The organism is Anabaena sp. UHCC 0204, from assembly GCF_009711975.1.
GTDB lineage: Bacteria > Cyanobacteriota > Cyanobacteriia > Cyanobacteriales > Nostocaceae > Dolichospermum.
In genome coordinates, this window is the sequence record NZ_VIKW01000001.1 from 132873 (window position 1) to 148293 (window position 15421).

At 36.5% G+C, this 15421-nt stretch carries 16 protein-coding genes; 8 read left to right on the forward strand and 8 right to left on the reverse strand.

Features of this window, described 5'->3' with window-relative positions; translation table 11 throughout:
• Positions 1-438: 438 nt before the first annotated feature.
• Both FJR04_RS00635 and dcm read right to left on the reverse strand, forming a co-directional pair.
• Positions 439-1458, reverse strand: a complete 1020-nt coding sequence (locus FJR04_RS00635) for an ABC transporter ATP-binding protein (protein WP_168490838.1) — start codon at positions 1456-1458, stop codon at positions 439-441.
• Positions 1459-1544: 86 nt separating this feature from the next.
• The gene (dcm, locus tag FJR04_RS00640; RefSeq protein WP_168490840.1) at positions 1545-2912 is read right to left on the reverse strand and encodes a DNA cytosine methyltransferase; all 1368 of its coding nucleotides are present in this window, start codon (positions 2910-2912) and stop codon (positions 1545-1547) included.
• A 156-nt stretch (positions 2913-3068) separates the two neighbouring features.
• Between dcm and FJR04_RS00645 the strand changes: the two genes are divergently transcribed.
• Positions 3069-3863, forward strand: coding sequence for a hypothetical protein (locus FJR04_RS00645; RefSeq protein ID WP_168490842.1), 795 nt, complete (start codon positions 3069-3071; stop codon positions 3861-3863).
• Positions 3864-3866: 3 nt separating this feature from the next.
• Here FJR04_RS00645 and FJR04_RS00650 read toward each other — a convergent pair whose 3' ends face one another.
• Entirely contained in the window at positions 3867-5042 is a 1176-nt protein-coding gene (locus FJR04_RS00650; protein ID WP_168490844.1) for a DNA cytosine methyltransferase, read from the reverse strand.
• 89 nt (positions 5043-5131) lie between these two features.
• Between FJR04_RS00650 and FJR04_RS00655 the strand changes: the two genes are divergently transcribed.
• The gene (locus tag FJR04_RS00655; protein WP_217359197.1) at positions 5132-5434 is read left to right on the forward strand and encodes a GNAT family N-acetyltransferase; all 303 of its coding nucleotides are present in this window, start codon (positions 5132-5134) and stop codon (positions 5432-5434) included.
• A 105-nt stretch (positions 5435-5539) separates the two neighbouring features.
• Here the strand turns inward: FJR04_RS00655 and FJR04_RS00660 are convergent, their stop codons facing one another.
• From FJR04_RS00660 to FJR04_RS00670, 3 genes are all read right to left on the reverse strand, one after another.
• A complete protein-coding gene (locus FJR04_RS00660) occupies positions 5540-6532 on the reverse strand; it encodes a WD40 repeat domain-containing protein (RefSeq protein ID WP_168491152.1) in 993 nt (330 codons plus the stop codon).
• Between the two features lie 90 nt (positions 6533-6622).
• Positions 6623-6916, reverse strand: coding sequence for a hypothetical protein (locus FJR04_RS00665; protein ID WP_168490846.1), 294 nt, complete (start codon positions 6914-6916; stop codon positions 6623-6625).
• A 250-nt stretch (positions 6917-7166) separates the two neighbouring features.
• Positions 7167-7337: a chlorophyll a/b-binding protein gene (locus FJR04_RS00670; protein ID WP_168490848.1), complete on the reverse strand. Its 171-nt coding sequence runs from the start codon at positions 7335-7337 to the stop codon at positions 7167-7169.
• A gap of 285 nt (positions 7338-7622) precedes the next feature.
• Between FJR04_RS00670 and ald the strand changes: the two genes are divergently transcribed.
• Positions 7623-8714 (forward strand): alanine dehydrogenase, encoded by a 1092-nt coding sequence (ald, locus tag FJR04_RS00675; RefSeq protein WP_168490850.1) that lies wholly within the window; start codon positions 7623-7625, stop codon positions 8712-8714.
• Positions 8715-8834: 120 nt separating this feature from the next.
• Here ald and FJR04_RS00680 read toward each other — a convergent pair whose 3' ends face one another.
• Positions 8835-9224 carry an MAPEG family protein gene (locus tag FJR04_RS00680; RefSeq protein ID WP_168490851.1) on the reverse strand — a complete coding sequence of 130 codons (390 nt, stop codon included), beginning with the start codon at positions 9222-9224 and terminating at the stop codon, positions 8835-8837.
• Between the two features lie 220 nt (positions 9225-9444).
• Positions 9445-11079 carry a hydroxylamine reductase gene (gene hcp / locus FJR04_RS00685; RefSeq protein ID WP_168490854.1) on the reverse strand — a complete coding sequence of 545 codons (1635 nt, stop codon included), beginning with the start codon at positions 11077-11079 and terminating at the stop codon, positions 9445-9447.
• 167 nt (positions 11080-11246) lie between these two features.
• Between hcp and FJR04_RS00690 the strand changes: the two genes are divergently transcribed.
• The 5 genes from FJR04_RS00690 (at position 11247) to FJR04_RS00710 (ending at position 15380) form a co-directional block, all read left to right on the forward strand.
• Positions 11247-11618 (forward strand): type II toxin-antitoxin system RelE/ParE family toxin, encoded by a 372-nt coding sequence (locus FJR04_RS00690; protein ID WP_168490855.1) that lies wholly within the window; start codon positions 11247-11249, stop codon positions 11616-11618.
• Between the two features lie 5 nt (positions 11619-11623).
• Positions 11624-11950, forward strand: a complete 327-nt coding sequence (locus tag FJR04_RS00695; protein ID WP_168490857.1) for a DNA-binding protein — start codon at positions 11624-11626, stop codon at positions 11948-11950.
• 302 nt (positions 11951-12252) lie between these two features.
• Complete coding sequence (locus tag FJR04_RS00700; protein ID WP_168490859.1) at positions 12253-12945, forward strand: Crp/Fnr family transcriptional regulator; 693 nt, start codon at positions 12253-12255, stop codon at positions 12943-12945.
• Positions 12946-13102: 157 nt separating this feature from the next.
• On the forward strand, positions 13103-13906 hold the full coding sequence (locus FJR04_RS00705) for an ABC transporter ATP-binding protein (protein WP_168490861.1): 804 nt from the start codon (positions 13103-13105) through the stop codon (positions 13904-13906).
• Positions 13907-13973: 67 nt separating this feature from the next.
• Positions 13974-15380, forward strand: coding sequence for an MlaD family protein (locus tag FJR04_RS00710; RefSeq protein ID WP_168490863.1), 1407 nt, complete (start codon positions 13974-13976; stop codon positions 15378-15380).
• The last annotated feature ends 41 nt before the right edge of the window (positions 15381-15421 follow it).

The window sequence follows — 15421 nt, forward strand, 5'->3', positions numbered from 1 at the left end:
TTTTTCGCTTGATTTCATTGTCTGACAGGGTTATAACACAAAATAATCGCTACTAAAAATCCGCGAGAACCAAGTTTCAGTTCCCCAATCAAATTTATTTTCCTACACGATTATAGTGATGTCCGGTAAATTACCACCAGTAGGGGCGCAAGGTGTGCGCCCAAAAATATAGTTCATATCAATTTACGAAAACTTGATAAATAATATCAAACTTACTCAATTACCAATTAATCAAGAAGAACCCCACCCCCGTTTTACTTACGTAAAACTTACCCTCCCCTCTAGAGGGGAGGGCTAAAGTGAAACCGTATGACTGTTAGGACTTACGCAAAATATCTCGGAAACCCTCTTTTCTTCGTGTCCTTCGTTCCTTCGTGGTTTGTTCTTTCGTGATTCGTTTTTTCGTGACTTGTGCGTAAGTCCTGACTGTGTTTGCGTCTACCTCATATTCTGCTTTTTCTCGGCTTTAGGATCACGATTAGCTACAGCGGCTAATTCAGCATCCATTAAAGTTTTTCCGGTTGCAGCTAGGTAAACATCATCTAAACTAGGACGAGATTGGGCAATACCAAAAATCGGTAAACCTGCATTATTTAATGTTTGCTGAATCGTGATTAAAGTGTCATTTTGGGGAGTTACTACCAAATTCAAAGAATTACCTTGGGCGCTATTGATGATAATTTCTTGAACAAAAGGTAAAGCTGCTAAAAGGTTTTTCGCAGTTTCGGCTTCTTCACTGGGTGAAAATTCGCGGATTCTCAAAGTGATGCGATCGCCTCCTACCTGATCTTTTAACTGAGAAGGTGTACCATTAGCAATAACCAAACCTCTATCTATAATTGCCACTCTATCAGCTAAAGCGTCAACCTCTTCTAAGTAATGGCTGGTAATGACAACGGTAGTTCCCGCAGCCCGCAATTGACGCAAGAATTCCCACACCACAACCCGGCTTTCAATATCCAATCCTACGGTTGGTTCATCTAATACCAAAACATCCGGTGAATGGAGTAAACCAGCAGCCAAATCTAACCGTTTGCGTAAACCACCGGAATAAGTGCCGGTTTTTTTATCTGCGTATTCTTGTAAACCCAGTAAATCCAAAATAGTGTTAATTCGCTGTTTGATTAGCGCACCGGGAAGATGATAAAGTGCGGCTTGTAATTGTAGTAACTCCCGGCCAGTCAGTACCTTATCTAAAGCTACTTCCTGGGCGACATAACCCAACTTTTGGCGGGCTAATTTGGGGTGATCTAATACGGAAATGCCCGAAACTTCAATTTTCCCAGCATCAGGGGTTGTCAGCGTACACAAAGCCCGGAGAGTGGTCGTTTTCCCAGCCCCGTTGGGTCCAAGTAAACCAAAGATTTCTCCAGCTTGGACTTCAAAGGAGACATCCTGAACTGCGACGACATTACCGTAGCTTTTTTTTAGATTTTCGATGAAAACGGCAGCAGCCATAACAGCTATAATCCCTAACTATACAATTCGCAACAATCTATCTTTTATTGTACGAGTTGAGCGATCGCTGTGATGAGTTTAATATTTCATTTTGAGATAATCTTGAGTAAAGATTTAGCTAAATGATAGATTACAGGCACAGATACGGCATTACCAAATTGATGCTTGGCCTTATTTTCATTATGTGCGATTTGGAAATTTGCTGGAAATCCTTGTAATATTGCGTAATCTTTTGCGGTTAATGGTCTATATTTTTTAAGAAGATAAATTTCCTGAATAAACTTCTGTTTATATATTTTTGGTTCATCACATTCTAGCGATATAGTTGCTAAATAATCTCTCGTTCCCGTTGCAGTTAAAGTCCCAATAGCATCAGCATGAGGTAAATATATTTTAGAAATTCCCTTAATTCCTGATGAAATTTTAGAATTAACAAATTCATAACCTTTATTTTCTACAAAACGTAAAATTGATTTTTCAATTAAAATATTGATATCTTCAATATTTAACTGAGGAATTAAAGCTTGTAAAATTTCTATACTTAAAGGATTTCCGTCTTTATCACCGTAAATTTTTCTTCTACGATTTTTTAATATGGTTTGACAAATTTGCTTTTCTCTTGGAGTGGTTTCTATTAAGTCCCAAGAATGAATAGTAGTATGTCCATCTCTGACATCTGAAAATAGAAAAAAATCATTTAATTCATCTAATTTTTGGAATCTACCCCTAGCACCAGGAATTTTACCATCTATAAATAACACTGTTGGAGAAAATTTCTTTTTATAAAAATCCGTGCGTTGAATATCAGGAATTACATCATATAATTTCTCATGTTTATTTACAGGTTGAGGAAAGGTAAAACCCCAACTGTTATTTATATCATTTCTAATTCCCACAATAAATATTCTGTCTCTATCTTGAGGTAAACCAAAATCGTAGGAATTAAGCACCTGATATTTAACTACATAGCCAGATGATGTTAAATTATCAAGGATGTATTCTAAACTAAGTTTATTTCTCGGTTCAGTTAAACCTTTAACATTCTCAAATATAAACGCTTTAGGTTGATTAGATTTTATTACTCTAAAAACATCATTCCATAATTGACCTCTAGGATCTTTTAAACCTTTTAATTTTCCTGCTATTGACCAAGGTTGACAAGGAACTCCACCGACAATTATATCTATTTGAAAAGGTAATTTATCTAAATTAGTGATATCTCCTAAATATGGTTCGTCAGCATTGATATCACGAATAAAGTTATTTTTGTAAACTTTGATGGCTTCTTTGTCAATTTCTGAATAACCTAAACAAATTCCTCCTAGTTCTTCAAGAGGAATTCTAAAACCACCAATGCCGGAAAATAGGTCTATAAAGGTAAATTTGGTTGTGTTTTTTATGGTATTTGCCGGTTGGAATGGTTCTAGTTGTTCAGAATTAATACCAGATTTCATATTAATTTAATATCTATACCTCTCTTCTATGATATAGTAACCAGAATATATTTAGTGTTTTAATTAGGTATACGAATATTGATTGAAAATATCAAGTCTATAAAGATATCTATTTGCTTGCTAAATTTTGCTTAAATAGGTTAATACAAGTATTTTATGTCTATCAATTTAGCTGCTGAAACTCTCATACCGCTTTCTATAAAACAAAGAAAAGAATTAATTTTATATCATGCTTCATTAATAGATTCTACTCATATAATAGATGAAGATTTACATATAGCATATCAATATGGGAAAACTATTTCCTCAATAGGATTAGAATATTTTGAATATCAAATTCAAAAAGATAATCAAAATTACTCTGTTTTAGAATTAGAGACTCAATCTAATTTAATTAGCAATAAAACTGAGCAGTTTGCAGATCAGTTTATTGACTGGTTAAGAACAGATTTTAAAAATAAAAGTGCAATACTTGAGCATCATCCTAATCCACGTAATCTTTTTGAACTATGTGGTGCAAAGTTATTAGTTACTAGCAACTCAGTCACAAGAAGCCTTAGTACAAAAATGGGGCAACTTTGGGAAGAAATAGCTGATATTAGCCCTTATGTAATTGTACCCGAATTTGAATTTGGAATCAAAATTAAAGGAATAGATATTGTTCTACTAACAGACTCAAAAATTAAGTTTGCACAGTTAAAAACTTTAAAGGGTACTTTAACTGGTTCACAAACAAATAGAGCGAAAAAAGAATTAGGGATTCATGATAATCCCTTATTTATATCTGCTTTTAATTTAGGTTCATGGACATTTAACGACTCTAAAATTCCTCGCATAGCTGGTAAAGAATTTTGGGATATGATTCATCTTGAATATGAGCTAATTGAGAACCATATCAGATATATGTTGCAGAGAATTGATAATGAATTTGCTGAGTTAGCTGCAAAGTAAATTTTATAAAGAGAATAAAGAGAGTTGTTCAGTAACTTCTTTTCCTTTTGGTTGATTTCCCTGCATTAGATTAATCAGATATTCACCTAGTTCTTTAGCAAGTAATACCGGAACTGCATTACCAATTTGTTTGTATTTAGAACTTACCGAACCATGAAAAATCCAATCATCAGGAAAAGTTTGAATTTTCGCAGATTCGCGCACAGTTAAAGGACGAAGTTCTACAGGGTGACACATATCTGTAGCTTTTTGTTGGGGACTGGTTGTGATAGTTGGTGAAGGTTTATCCCACGATAATCTTCTGTAAAAACCAACTTTTCCCCCACCAGAATTATAAGCACCTCCCATTGCTTCTCTTTGTAATTCTTCTGGTAAATTTTTCCAATTTTGTCCTGCTTCTAATAATCTTAAAAACTTGAGACGATTTTCTGAATAAGCAATAAATTCTGGTTGGATATCAATAAAATCTGTTAACGCATCTTTTAAAGTTCTCCACTTTGGTAAAATTTTACCATCTTTACTATATTTAGCGAGAGGAAATGTCGCAGCCTCACCATCTCTAGAACCAATAAAAACTACACGGGATCTATTTTGGGGAACACCATAATCTGCGGCTTCTAACAGGTTGTAAACTACGTTATAGCCTAATTCCTTCATTTCTGCTAAAACGACTTTCAAAGCTGCACCATTCATTTCATCAAGTTCTAAAACTGGGTAATCTTTTCCTCTTTGATTAATAGGACGATGACGCAAAGAAGCAGAAAGTAAACCTCTGACATTTTCCATTAGGAAAAATCGGGGTTGGACTTCTTTAACAATGCGAATAAAATCCATAAATAAACTCCCGCGCGGGTCCATAACTGAACCACGTTTTCCTGCGGTACTAAATGGCTGACAAGGAGGACCACCCGTGACTAAATCTATTTCACCAACACGCAAAGCACGACCTAAATTTAAAACTCTTCCACCTTCTTCTAGTAATTCTTGAGAAGTAACTTTTTCTAATTCTCTGGGAATAGCACTTTCTTGAAGATAAGGTCTATTAAAAGCAATTGTTTTGACTGCATCACGGTCTTTTTCAACTACACTAACAGTATGAAATCCTGCTTGTTCTAGTCCTAAATCTAAGCCATAAGCACCTGTAAATAGGGAAATGCAAATAGGTTGATTATTGATCATTTTGCAAGTATAATTTATTGAGATGATATATTATAGCTAAAAATTGTAACTGATAGATGTCAGATTAAAAATCAAGACATTTACTAGAATTGAGATATTCATTAAAAATAAAAAGAGAACCAAATATTATCAAAGTTCGTCCTGAAACTCTATCAGACTATTTATCTATAACAGAAGTTAATATCAAAGCATTTGGGATTGAAAATGAAGCTAAACTCATAGAAAAAATTCGTTCTTCTCCCGGTTATATTCCCAAATTATCTTTAGTTGCGGAAATAGACAATCAAATAGTTGGTTATATGGAAGATGTTTTTATGGTAAAAATTCTTGCAAATTATCAAGATAAATATCAGGGAAAAATTGTTTATCCACCTGCATTTAATGAAGTATAATTAAGTAATTTACAAATCTGGAATGTAATGACAAAAAGATAATAGATATGATATAACTATTTATAAAAATTACTGAATATCAGTAACACCATTAATTTAATTTTGTTAAAATTTCCAAATATTAATTTTCCTGTCAAATCCTCCACTGGAGAGGGTTTTACCATCGGGACTAAAAGCGATCGCACTCACCCAATCACTATAACTAAGAAGTGATGTTTTCAGTTCACCTGTAGTTAAATCCCATAATTTAATCCCATCTTTACCCCCACTAGCCAGAGTTGTACCATTGGGATTAATAGCGATCGCATTTACCCAATTATTATGTCCTCTTAGGGTCATCATTTCTTCTTCAGCATTGACATTCCAGACTCTAATTGTCTTATCTCTGCTACCACTAACTAAGTTTTCTCCATTAGGAGTAAAAGCTAAAGATGTAACTATTTGCGAATGTCCCTTTAACTGACTAATTAACTCCCCACTACGCAAATTCCAAAGCTTAATCACACCTTTCTGATCACCACTCGCTAAAGTTTGACCATCAGGACTAATAGCTAAAGTATAAATAACATTATCAAATCGGACTAATGTTGCTAATGGGCGTTGTTGTTGTAAATCCCACAAACGAATCCCGTCTAAACCACCACTAATCAGAATTTTACTATCAGGAGTTATCGCTAAAGACAAAACTTGACTACTATGTCCCAGCAAAGAACGACTAAACTCTAAATTTTTCAGATTCCAAAGATTAATTCGGTTCTCACTTCCCGCACTAATAAAAGTTTGACCATTAGGAGAAATCGCCATAGATTCTACAGCGGCTGAATGCGCCCTAGCAATATTCCCAATATTTTTACCAGCTTGGAAATTCCAAAATCTGATTTTACCCTCGTTTTCACCTCCACCACTAATCAGCATTTTTCCATTAGGACTGAAGATGAGGGATTTGACAATACCTGAATGGGCGACAAAACTATGCAGCAGTCGGGGTTCTCCAATGTTACTATGATCTATGGGGTTGGGTATAACATCATTCGCCGCCCGAACAGACTTAATACTTAAATCTTGCCCAATTTGACTAAATATAACGACAAATACCATCAACCCCAGAATATTGTTTCTGGGTTTTTTGGGCTTAGTGGTACTTTTTCTAAGTTTTGGAAATAAATTTAACAATTTCATTGGTTATACCTACTGACGTGGTTTTTTCTTAGAAACCTTCAGTACAGGTAAAGGGGCCGTAGAAGATTGAGGCGGTAAATAATGTTGCACAACAGGTTCTTCTGGTAAAGACGGACGTTGCTGCATTCGCCATAATTTAAAAGCGAGGGCTACTCCTGCTGTTCCTAATCCAAAGGTAAATAATGACCAACTATCATCTAATCCACCAATCAGAGCATCTATGACACCAATAGTTAGTAATGCACTAATTATAGGTTCTTTCCGGTAGGCTGACTTTAAAAAACGAGGCAATACAGCATTCATCACAGCTTACTTATTTCCACTTAAGTTTTTGTATAGATTTACTCAGAATATTCCGAATACAATTTGCCAATTACATCAAAGGCAAATAATAGCACAAATAATTATAATTTCCTTGAGGGAAAAAAGGAGTACGGTAATTAACACCTATTGTAGGGGCGAAGCATTCGGAAAATAGCCTTTGACAAAAATGGATAATTTATCGCCTGAATGCTTCGCCCCTACTTGAATTCTTCCCGTTAAAATGAGGAATTTACTTTAAACCTAACCATGAAAGTACACCTTGGTTGGTAGAGTATTCAATTACTACCATTAAAATGAAGCCAATCATGGCGGCTCTACCATTTAATCGTTCGGCGTATTCATTAAAGCCAAACTTAGGTTCTTCTAGTTTGGGCGTAACTGTTGGTTGTGTTTGTGACATAATGGGTGATTCCTTTCTTGATAATTAGCAAACAAAGATTTACAGAGATTTTGGAAAAATTGCAGGGATGATTGTCGGTACTTTACAATTTTTAATTATTCTTTATCTATTGTAATAAAACTGGCAAATTAGTCAAGGTATAGTGCTGGGAAGATAAGGAACTTTGTCAATGCAGCTTCTTTAATCTCCGCAAGAGATTCGAGGCATTTTGAATCATGGAATACGGACATAGCAACATAGATACTGGCAGGCTAAAGTGAAACAATAAAATATTAGAGGCTGTCCATGGAAATAGGTATTCCCAAGGAAACTAAAGATCAAGAATTTCGGGTAGGTTTAAGTCCTTCCAGTGTACGGGTATTACGGGAAAACGGTAATAATATTTTTGTGCAAAGTGAAGCTGGTGCTGGTGCGGGATTTACTGATGAAGATTACCGCAGTGCTGGAGCAAATATTGTAGATAATGCTGATGCTGCTTGGAATCGAGAGTTAGTTATCAAGGTAAAAGAGCCTTTGGTCAGTGAGTATAAATTTTTGCAAAAAGAGCAGTTGTTATTTACTTATTTACATTTAGCAGCAGATCGTAAATTAACAGAACATTTAATAGATTGTGGCACTTGTGCGATCGCTTATGAAACCGTAGAACAACCAGGAGCAAATAAACTTCCCTTACTCACCCCCATGAGTATTGTTGCTGGTCGGTTAGCCGTACAATTTGGCGCAAGATTCCTAGAACGTCAACAAGGAGGAAGAGGTGTTCTTTTAGGGGGTATCCCTGGAGTCAAAGCCGGAAAGGTGGTAATTTTAGGCGGTGGTGTCGTCGGTACAGAAGCCGCCAAGATTGCTGTTGGTATGGGTGCAATGGTGCAAATATTAGATGTCAATGTTGAACGCCTATCCTACCTAGAAACCCTCTTTGGTTCAAGAGTAGAATTACTTTACAGCAATTCCGCCCATATTGAAGCCGCAGTTAAAGAAGCTGATTTACTCATAGGTGCAGTCTTAATTCCCGGTAAAAAAGCCCCTATTTTAGTATCGCGTGAATTAGTTAAAAAAATGCGCCCTGGTTCGGTGATTGTTGATGTCGCTGTTGATCAAGGTGGATGTGTGGAAACATTACACCCCACATCACATACGAAACCAGTCTATATAGATGAAGGTGTTGTGCATTATGGTGTTCCTAATATGCCAGGAGCAGTACCTTGGACATCAACACAAGCCCTCAACAACAGTACCTTACCCTATGCTGTTCAATTAGCAAGTCTGGGAATTAAAGCTTTAGACGTTAACCCAGCTTTAGCAAAAGGTTTGAATGTCCATAATCATCGTCTTGTACATCCTGCTGTTCAAGAAGTCTTTCCCGATTTAATTGGGTAATTGGGAATTTTCTTCTTCCTTCTTCCTTCTGACTCCTGTAAGGGCGAAGCATTCGGAAAATAAACTTGGGAAAAAACCGATAATTTATCGCCCGAATGCTTCGCCCCTACGATTCCTGTACTATTTCAGCATAGATAAAATGATACCAACCAGTGAACCAATAATTAGCACGATACTACTCAGAGAACTAATTGCAAAACCTGGACCTCGCTTTTCGGCTGCTTGATAATATCCCCAAGCATACGCAATCCTTCCCACTACCCAAGCTGCACCTATTCCAGAACCCCAAATAGGGCTAACGTAAATAGAAAATAACCATAAAGCGGGTATAAATAAAGCAAGTTGTTCTAAGGTATTTTGCTGTACCCGTAACACGCGCTCAAAATCGAGATTTCCGGTAGTTTGTGGTACGGGAACTTGATATTTGAATCTAGCTCTACCTACATTAATTGTGACTACAAAATATAGTAAAAGTGCGGAAACTGTGACTAAACTAGGATAAGGTGACATAAACTTTAGTAAAATTGGAAATTGGCTTGCTTGAGAAAATATTATAGATTATGGGTGATATTGGAGTTTAGACAAAATTAAATGAAGCTGCATAAAATAAGATTTCCAGAATAATTGACCGCAGATAAACGCAGATAAACGCCGATGCAGACGGATGAATTAATGGATTTCATGATTGTGTTCAGTCTGAATGAGGTGCTAAACTCCAATTCTATTACGTTTAACCAAGACAAGCAGCTAAATCTTGTTCTGGGGTGGTAATGAGTTGCAAATGATAGGTTTCTGATAGTAATTTGATGACGTTAGCTGATAGAAAAGCGGGAAGTGTCGGACCAATGCGAATATTTTGGATACCTAGATGAAGTAAGGTTAATAAAACGGCGATCGCTTTCTGTTCGTACCAAGATAATACCATTGATAATGGTAATTCATTGACACTAACTTGAAACGCATTTGCTAAAGCTACCGCAATTTGAATTGCAGAGTAAGCATCATTGCATTGTCCCACATCTAATAACCGAGGAATACCCCCAATATCACCCATCTTTTTGTCAAAGAAGCGGAACTTTCCACAGCCTAATGTTAAGACTACACAATCATGAGGAATCTGTTCTACTAAATCACTGTAATAGTTTCTTCCTGGTTTTGCACCATCACAACCACCTACTAAGAAAAAGTGCCGAATATTCCCTGATTTGACAGCATTAATCACTGTATCTGCCACACCTAAAACCGCATTTCTAGCAAAACCTGTGGTGACTGTTCCTTTATTTTCTTCATCGCTAAAACCTGGTAATTCTAAAGCTTTGTTGATAACTGGAGAAAGATTACTCATACTCAGGTGTTGTAAGCCAGGATAACCCACTGGACCTAATGTAAATACTTTATCTTTGTAAGATTCATGGGGAGGGACAAGACAATTTGTAGTCATGACAATTGCACCAGGAAAATGGTCAAATTCATGGGTTTGATTTTGCCATGCTGTACCATAATGTCCGCAAAGATGGGGATATTTTTGTTTTAATAGCGGATAACCATGCGCTGGTAATAATTCCCCGTGGGTGTAAACTTTAATTTCTGTTTTTGCGGTTTGTTCTAAGATGGCTTTTAAAGCTAATAAATCATGTCCTGAAACGAGAATAGCTTTACCAATTCTATGTCCTAAATTTACTGGTGTGGGGGTAGGATGTCCAAAGGTTTCTGTATTTCCTACATCTAAAAGCTGCATTGCTTTCAGGTTCATTTCCCCAACTTTTAAGGCTAGACTTAACCAATCTTGTAAGGTTTTATCTTGGTCATCTAAATGAGCTAAAACTTCATGGCAAAATGTATATAATCCTTCATCATGCTGATTTAATTCTAAAGCATGGAAAGCATAAGCCGCTAAACCTTTTAGACCATATAAAACAGTCAGCTTGAGAGAGAAAATATCTACATCTTTAGCTGAATGACTGATAAATTCAAATTCTAAATCTTTACCTTGCTGGATTTGTGCTGGTAAATTAATAGCAGGTTGGAACTGATTAATTGCTGATTCTATAACTTTATTCTCCAAAGCTTGAATTTGTAACTTGAGACTTTCGCGAAGTGCGATCGCACGATTCACAAAAGCCATAAAATCAGAAGTGGTAAAATTCACATTTGTTAATGTGGAAAACAGCATCTCACAGGTAAATTCATCTGTATCACGGGTAGTAATACCTAGAGATTTTGCTTGTAGTGCAACTTGGGAAAGTCCCCGCAAGCAATGTATCAACAAATCTTGCAAAGCAGCAACTTCAGGACTTTTACCACAAGCACCCCACTGATGACAGACATCTCCACGGGTAGTTTGTTCACACTGGTTACAGAACATAATTCGTTCCTCAACTTTTTATGCTTCCAGCGTATTCATTTCCGTTAGAGAACTCCTTGATTTAAGTCAAGTTTATTTGTAAAGTTTGGTAAAGTTTTTTCTAGTACAAATTCATTAATAGTCAGAAACTTATTGACAACAAGTAACATATAAGTTACCATAATATTATGTCTATTATAAAAGTTCAAGAATATCTTAAAGAAGATGGTTCAAGTCCTTATCAAGAATGGTTTAATAGCTTAGATGCCAAAGCTGCTGCAAAGGTTACAGTTGCTAAATCTCGTCTCGAATTAGGAAATACATCAAATGTTAAATGGTTTGATGGTATCGGTGAATATAAGATTGATTGGGGTCCAGGATATCGCATTTATTTGGCTCAGGATGGTAAGCAACTTATAGTCTTATTTGGTGGGGGAACAAAGAAAAATCAGCAATCTGATATTAATCGTGCTAAAGAATTGTACCAAGAGTACAAAAAGCGAAAAAAAGAAGTTAGTAAAGAGCAAGAAATTGAAACCGAGAATAGAGAGAAGAGGTAGTTATTATGGCACTGACTAGAGACTTTAAAGAAACTGTTAATGCACGAATTCAAAAAGATCCTGAATTTGTAATAGCATTACTTGATGAAGCTATTTCTCTTTTCCTCAATGGTGAACCAGAAACAGCAAGATTGATTTTAAGAGATATTGTCAATGCAACTGTAGGTTTTGAACAGTTGGCAATTGAAACTTCTAAACCGAGCAAGAGTTTACATCGAATGTTATCTGCCAAAGGTAATCCAACAATGGATAATTTGACTGCAATTTTCAATGTTTTGCGAAAAAACTTGAATGTTGATATTAATGTTCAGACGACGATTATTTCCCATTGAAAACTTATGTATAAATTACCATTGCTAATGGTTTTACGAAATTCTGAGATTAAATATTTTGGTTTTTTACCAGACCTAATTAAACCAAAAAATCTAAATCCAAATCTAGTAAAAATACACTTTTTGATATTTTCTCATACTTATCACCACACAGATAATATAATGAAAATTGGTAATTGATGATAATATCTCAGATTCCATCCTGTACATCCTTTAATCCTGGATATCCTGATTCAGACAATTTCCTTAACTATAAATTGAAGTTATAATCTGTAATAATATAACCAAATTTCCTGATATTTATGACTGTAACCGAAAAAGTCCTAGAAGTTAAACAATTTCTCCAACAAACCCCAATATTTCAAAACATCATTGAAGAACAATTACAAGCAGTCGCTAATATTGCTATTCTCCAAACTTATAAAAAAGGTGAAACCCTATTTTGGGAAGGAGACGAAGCCACAGGATTTTTTATTGTGCAATCTGGCAGAATTAAAGTTTTCAAAATAGGGAATTCTGGTAAAGAACAAATTCTTCATATATTCGGTGCAGATGAATATTTTGCCGAAGTACCTGCTTTTGATGGCGGAAATTTTCCGGCTTCAGCAGCAGCAATGGAAAATGCAGAAGTAGTATTTATTCCGAGAACTGCATTTTTAATAGTTTTGCAGCAACATCCAACTTTAGCAGTAGCTATGTTAGGAACATTCGCTAGACACTTGCGACAATTAACCCATTTAGTTGATAGTCTTTCTTTTCAAGAAGTTCCAGAAAGATTGAGTAATTATCTATTAAAATTGAGCCAACGTAATGGTAATATTAATATTGTAGAACTCGATTTACCAAAAGGACAACTAGCTGCTTTATTAGGGACAGTTCCAGAAACTCTTTCTCGGGCTTTTTATAAATTAAGTCAAGAGGGAAAGATTGAGATTAACGGAACAAAAATTAAATTGCTGAATTTTAATAAAAATTCGGAGGGGATGTCATCATAAGTCGAGAATATCATCCTCAATGGAGCGATCGCATCATGAAGCATCTCACAAATTCAGGAAAAATGGGGATTGTTCGTTGAGCTTCCCTGCACTCAGAATGAGAAAATATACTTAAGCTGTCTTTCTCTCAACCTGTTCCTCCCTTCCTAGTATACCAATGACCAATTACCAATTACCAACCACCGAACCATTAATTGAATTAAAAGGTATTTCTAAGACTTTTGGGAATAACAAAGTTTTAGATAATGTAGATTTGACAATATACCGAGGACAAGCATTAGGGATTATTGGACCTTCGGGAACTGGTAAATCCACGGTTCTACGGATTATAGCGGGGTTATTGAAACCTGATGAGGGAGAAATTTATGTCCAAGGGGTACGACGATCTGGGTTAATTGAAGATGCTGCTGATCCTGTGGGGATTGGGATGGTGTTTCAGCAAGCAGCCTTATTTGACTCCTTGACAGTAGAGGAAAATATCGGATTTCTACTTTACCAAAATTCCCGATTAAAGCGATCGCGCATTCGAGAACTGGTTAACGAAAAATTAGATATGGTAGGCTTATCAAGCATTAATCATCTTTACCCATCAGAACTTTCTGGAGGGATGCGAAAAAGAGTCAGCTTTGCACGGGCGATTATGTCTAACCCAGATCATCCCACAGATAGCCCAGAGGTTTTATTGTACGATGAACCTACGGCTGGACTCGACCCCATCGCCTCAACGGTAATTGAGGATTTAATCCGCAATTTACAACATACACATGGAGTCTGTAGTACATACTCCATTGTTACGCACCAAGATAGTACCATTCGCCGGACTTCAGATCAAATAGTATTTCTTTATCAAGGTAAAGTGCAATGGCAAGGTACAGTTAGTGAAATAGATAATACAGAAAATCCTTTGATTAGACAATTTATGAGTGGAAAGGTACAAGGACCTATTCAAGTCGCAGGTTAAGTATCTAAAAATTTCTAAGTTTAACTTTATGGCTTATGCCACGCTAAGGATATAGGTGGAGGAACAAATGCGAGATCTAATTAGCAGTTTCACGTCCGCACGCACATGGAGAGAAGGCTCTGTAGGATTGTTGCTCCTGCTAGGGTTAGGCGCATTTGGCGTAATTTTACTGTGGTTGAATAAAATTACCCCAGGACAAGATTCCTATAAAGCCATTGTCGAATTCGCTAACGCCGGGGGAATGCAAAAGGGTTCAGCCGTTCGGTTTCGGGGTGTCAAAGTTGGGAGTATTACTAATGTTCAAGCTGGAACAAATGCTGTTGATGTAGAAATTCAAATTAACTCACCAGATTTGAAAATTCCTGCTAATTCGGTTATTGAAGCGAATCAAAGTGGATTAATTAGTGAAAATATTATTGACATTGCGCCAAAAGAAGAGTTACCTAAAGAGGCGATCGCTAAACCCCTCGATAAAGACTGTAACCCCAGTCTCATTATTTGTAATGGTTCTCGTTTAAAAGGTGTAATTGGGATCAGTGTTGACGAATTGGTGCGTCAATCAGCCAGTTTTGCGGCTCAATACAGTAATGAACAATTCTATAAAAATATTAATCGCACCTTGGAAACCTCTTCCAGTGCTGCCGCCAATATCGCAGATTTGACCAAAGATTTGCAAAGTTTGAGCAAAAGCTTTCAGGGACAATTAGGTATATTTTCTGGTACTGCTGTAGCATTACAACGCTCCACCAACCAACTGACTGCAACTACTACCAAAACAGCAGATCAATTAGGAACAACAGCTAAAGACTTTAGTGTTACAGCCCAACAAGCAAGTCGTTTACTGACTAACTTAGATAATCTCGTCACTACTAATCGTTCTTCTTTAGTGGGAGCTTTGAATAGTATGACGCAAACTAGTGACCAACTGCGTCAGACAGTGACAAGTTTATCCCCAGCCCTTAATCGCTTAACCCAAGGAGAATTACTAAACAATCTAGAAACCCTGTCTGCAAACGCAGCCGAAGCTTCTACTAATTTAAAAGATGCTTCTCAATCCTTAAATGATCCAAAAAACATTGTCTTACTGCAACAAACCTTAGATGCAGCGAGAGTGACTTTTGAAAATACACAAAAAATCACCTCTGATTTAGATGAATTGACAGGTGATCCTAAGTTTCGTCAAAATCTGCTGCGATTTGTCAATGGTCTGAGTGAATTAGTCTCTTCTACCGAGGATATCAAAGAACAAACTCAGGTAGCTGCAACCCTAGATTCTCTCAAAGCTTCTGTCAACCAACCAAAAGTAGTAATTACCGCACCTGTTCCTCAAAAACAAACTTTAGTTATTAATCCTGCACCCAAAATTCTTAAGAAAGTAGATAACCCCCCTGAACCAGTCCCAGAACAACCCAATTCATCCCAAGAACAACTTCTACAACAACTCCGAAATTATCGAGAACAGGGGAGTAGGTGACAGGGAGCAGAGGGGCAGAGGGGCAGAGGGGCAGAGGGGCA

Bases quoted from the DNA above. Each gene is read 5' to 3' on its own strand.
- FJR04_RS00700 (WP_168490859.1), top strand. From the start codon at position 12,253: ATGACTGTAACCGAAAAAGTCCTAGAAGTTAAACAATTTCTCCAACAA.
- FJR04_RS00670 (WP_168490848.1), bottom strand. From the start codon at position 7,337: ATGTCACAAACACAACCAACAGTTACGCCCAAACTAGAAGAACCTAAG.
- FJR04_RS00665 (WP_168490846.1), bottom strand. From the start codon at position 6,916: ATGAATGCTGTATTGCCTCGTTTTTTAAAGTCAGCCTACCGGAAAGAA.
- dcm (WP_168490840.1), bottom strand. From the start codon at position 2,912: ATGAAATCTGGTATTAATTCTGAACAACTAGAACCATTCCAACCGGCA.
- FJR04_RS00710 (WP_168490863.1), top strand. From the start codon at position 13,974: ATGCGAGATCTAATTAGCAGTTTCACGTCCGCACGCACATGGAGAGAA.
- FJR04_RS00660 (WP_168491152.1), bottom strand. From the start codon at position 6,532: ATGGTATTTGTCGTTATATTTAGTCAAATTGGGCAAGATTTAAGTATT.
- FJR04_RS00650 (WP_168490844.1), bottom strand. From the start codon at position 5,042: ATGATCAATAATCAACCTATTTGCATTTCCCTATTTACAGGTGCTTAT.
- FJR04_RS00635 (WP_168490838.1), bottom strand. From the start codon at position 1,458: ATGGCTGCTGCCGTTTTCATCGAAAATCTAAAAAAAAGCTACGGTAAT.
- FJR04_RS00680 (WP_168490851.1), bottom strand. From the start codon at position 9,224: ATGTCACCTTATCCTAGTTTAGTCACAGTTTCCGCACTTTTACTATAT.
- FJR04_RS00705 (WP_168490861.1), top strand. From the start codon at position 13,103: ATGACCAATTACCAATTACCAACCACCGAACCATTAATTGAATTAAAA.
- ald (WP_168490850.1), top strand. From the start codon at position 7,623: ATGGAAATAGGTATTCCCAAGGAAACTAAAGATCAAGAATTTCGGGTA.
- FJR04_RS00695 (WP_168490857.1), top strand. From the start codon at position 11,624: ATGGCACTGACTAGAGACTTTAAAGAAACTGTTAATGCACGAATTCAA.
- FJR04_RS00645 (WP_168490842.1), top strand. From the start codon at position 3,069: ATGTCTATCAATTTAGCTGCTGAAACTCTCATACCGCTTTCTATAAAA.
- hcp (WP_168490854.1), bottom strand. From the start codon at position 11,079: ATGTTCTGTAACCAGTGTGAACAAACTACCCGTGGAGATGTCTGTCAT.
- FJR04_RS00690 (WP_168490855.1), top strand. From the start codon at position 11,247: ATGTCTATTATAAAAGTTCAAGAATATCTTAAAGAAGATGGTTCAAGT.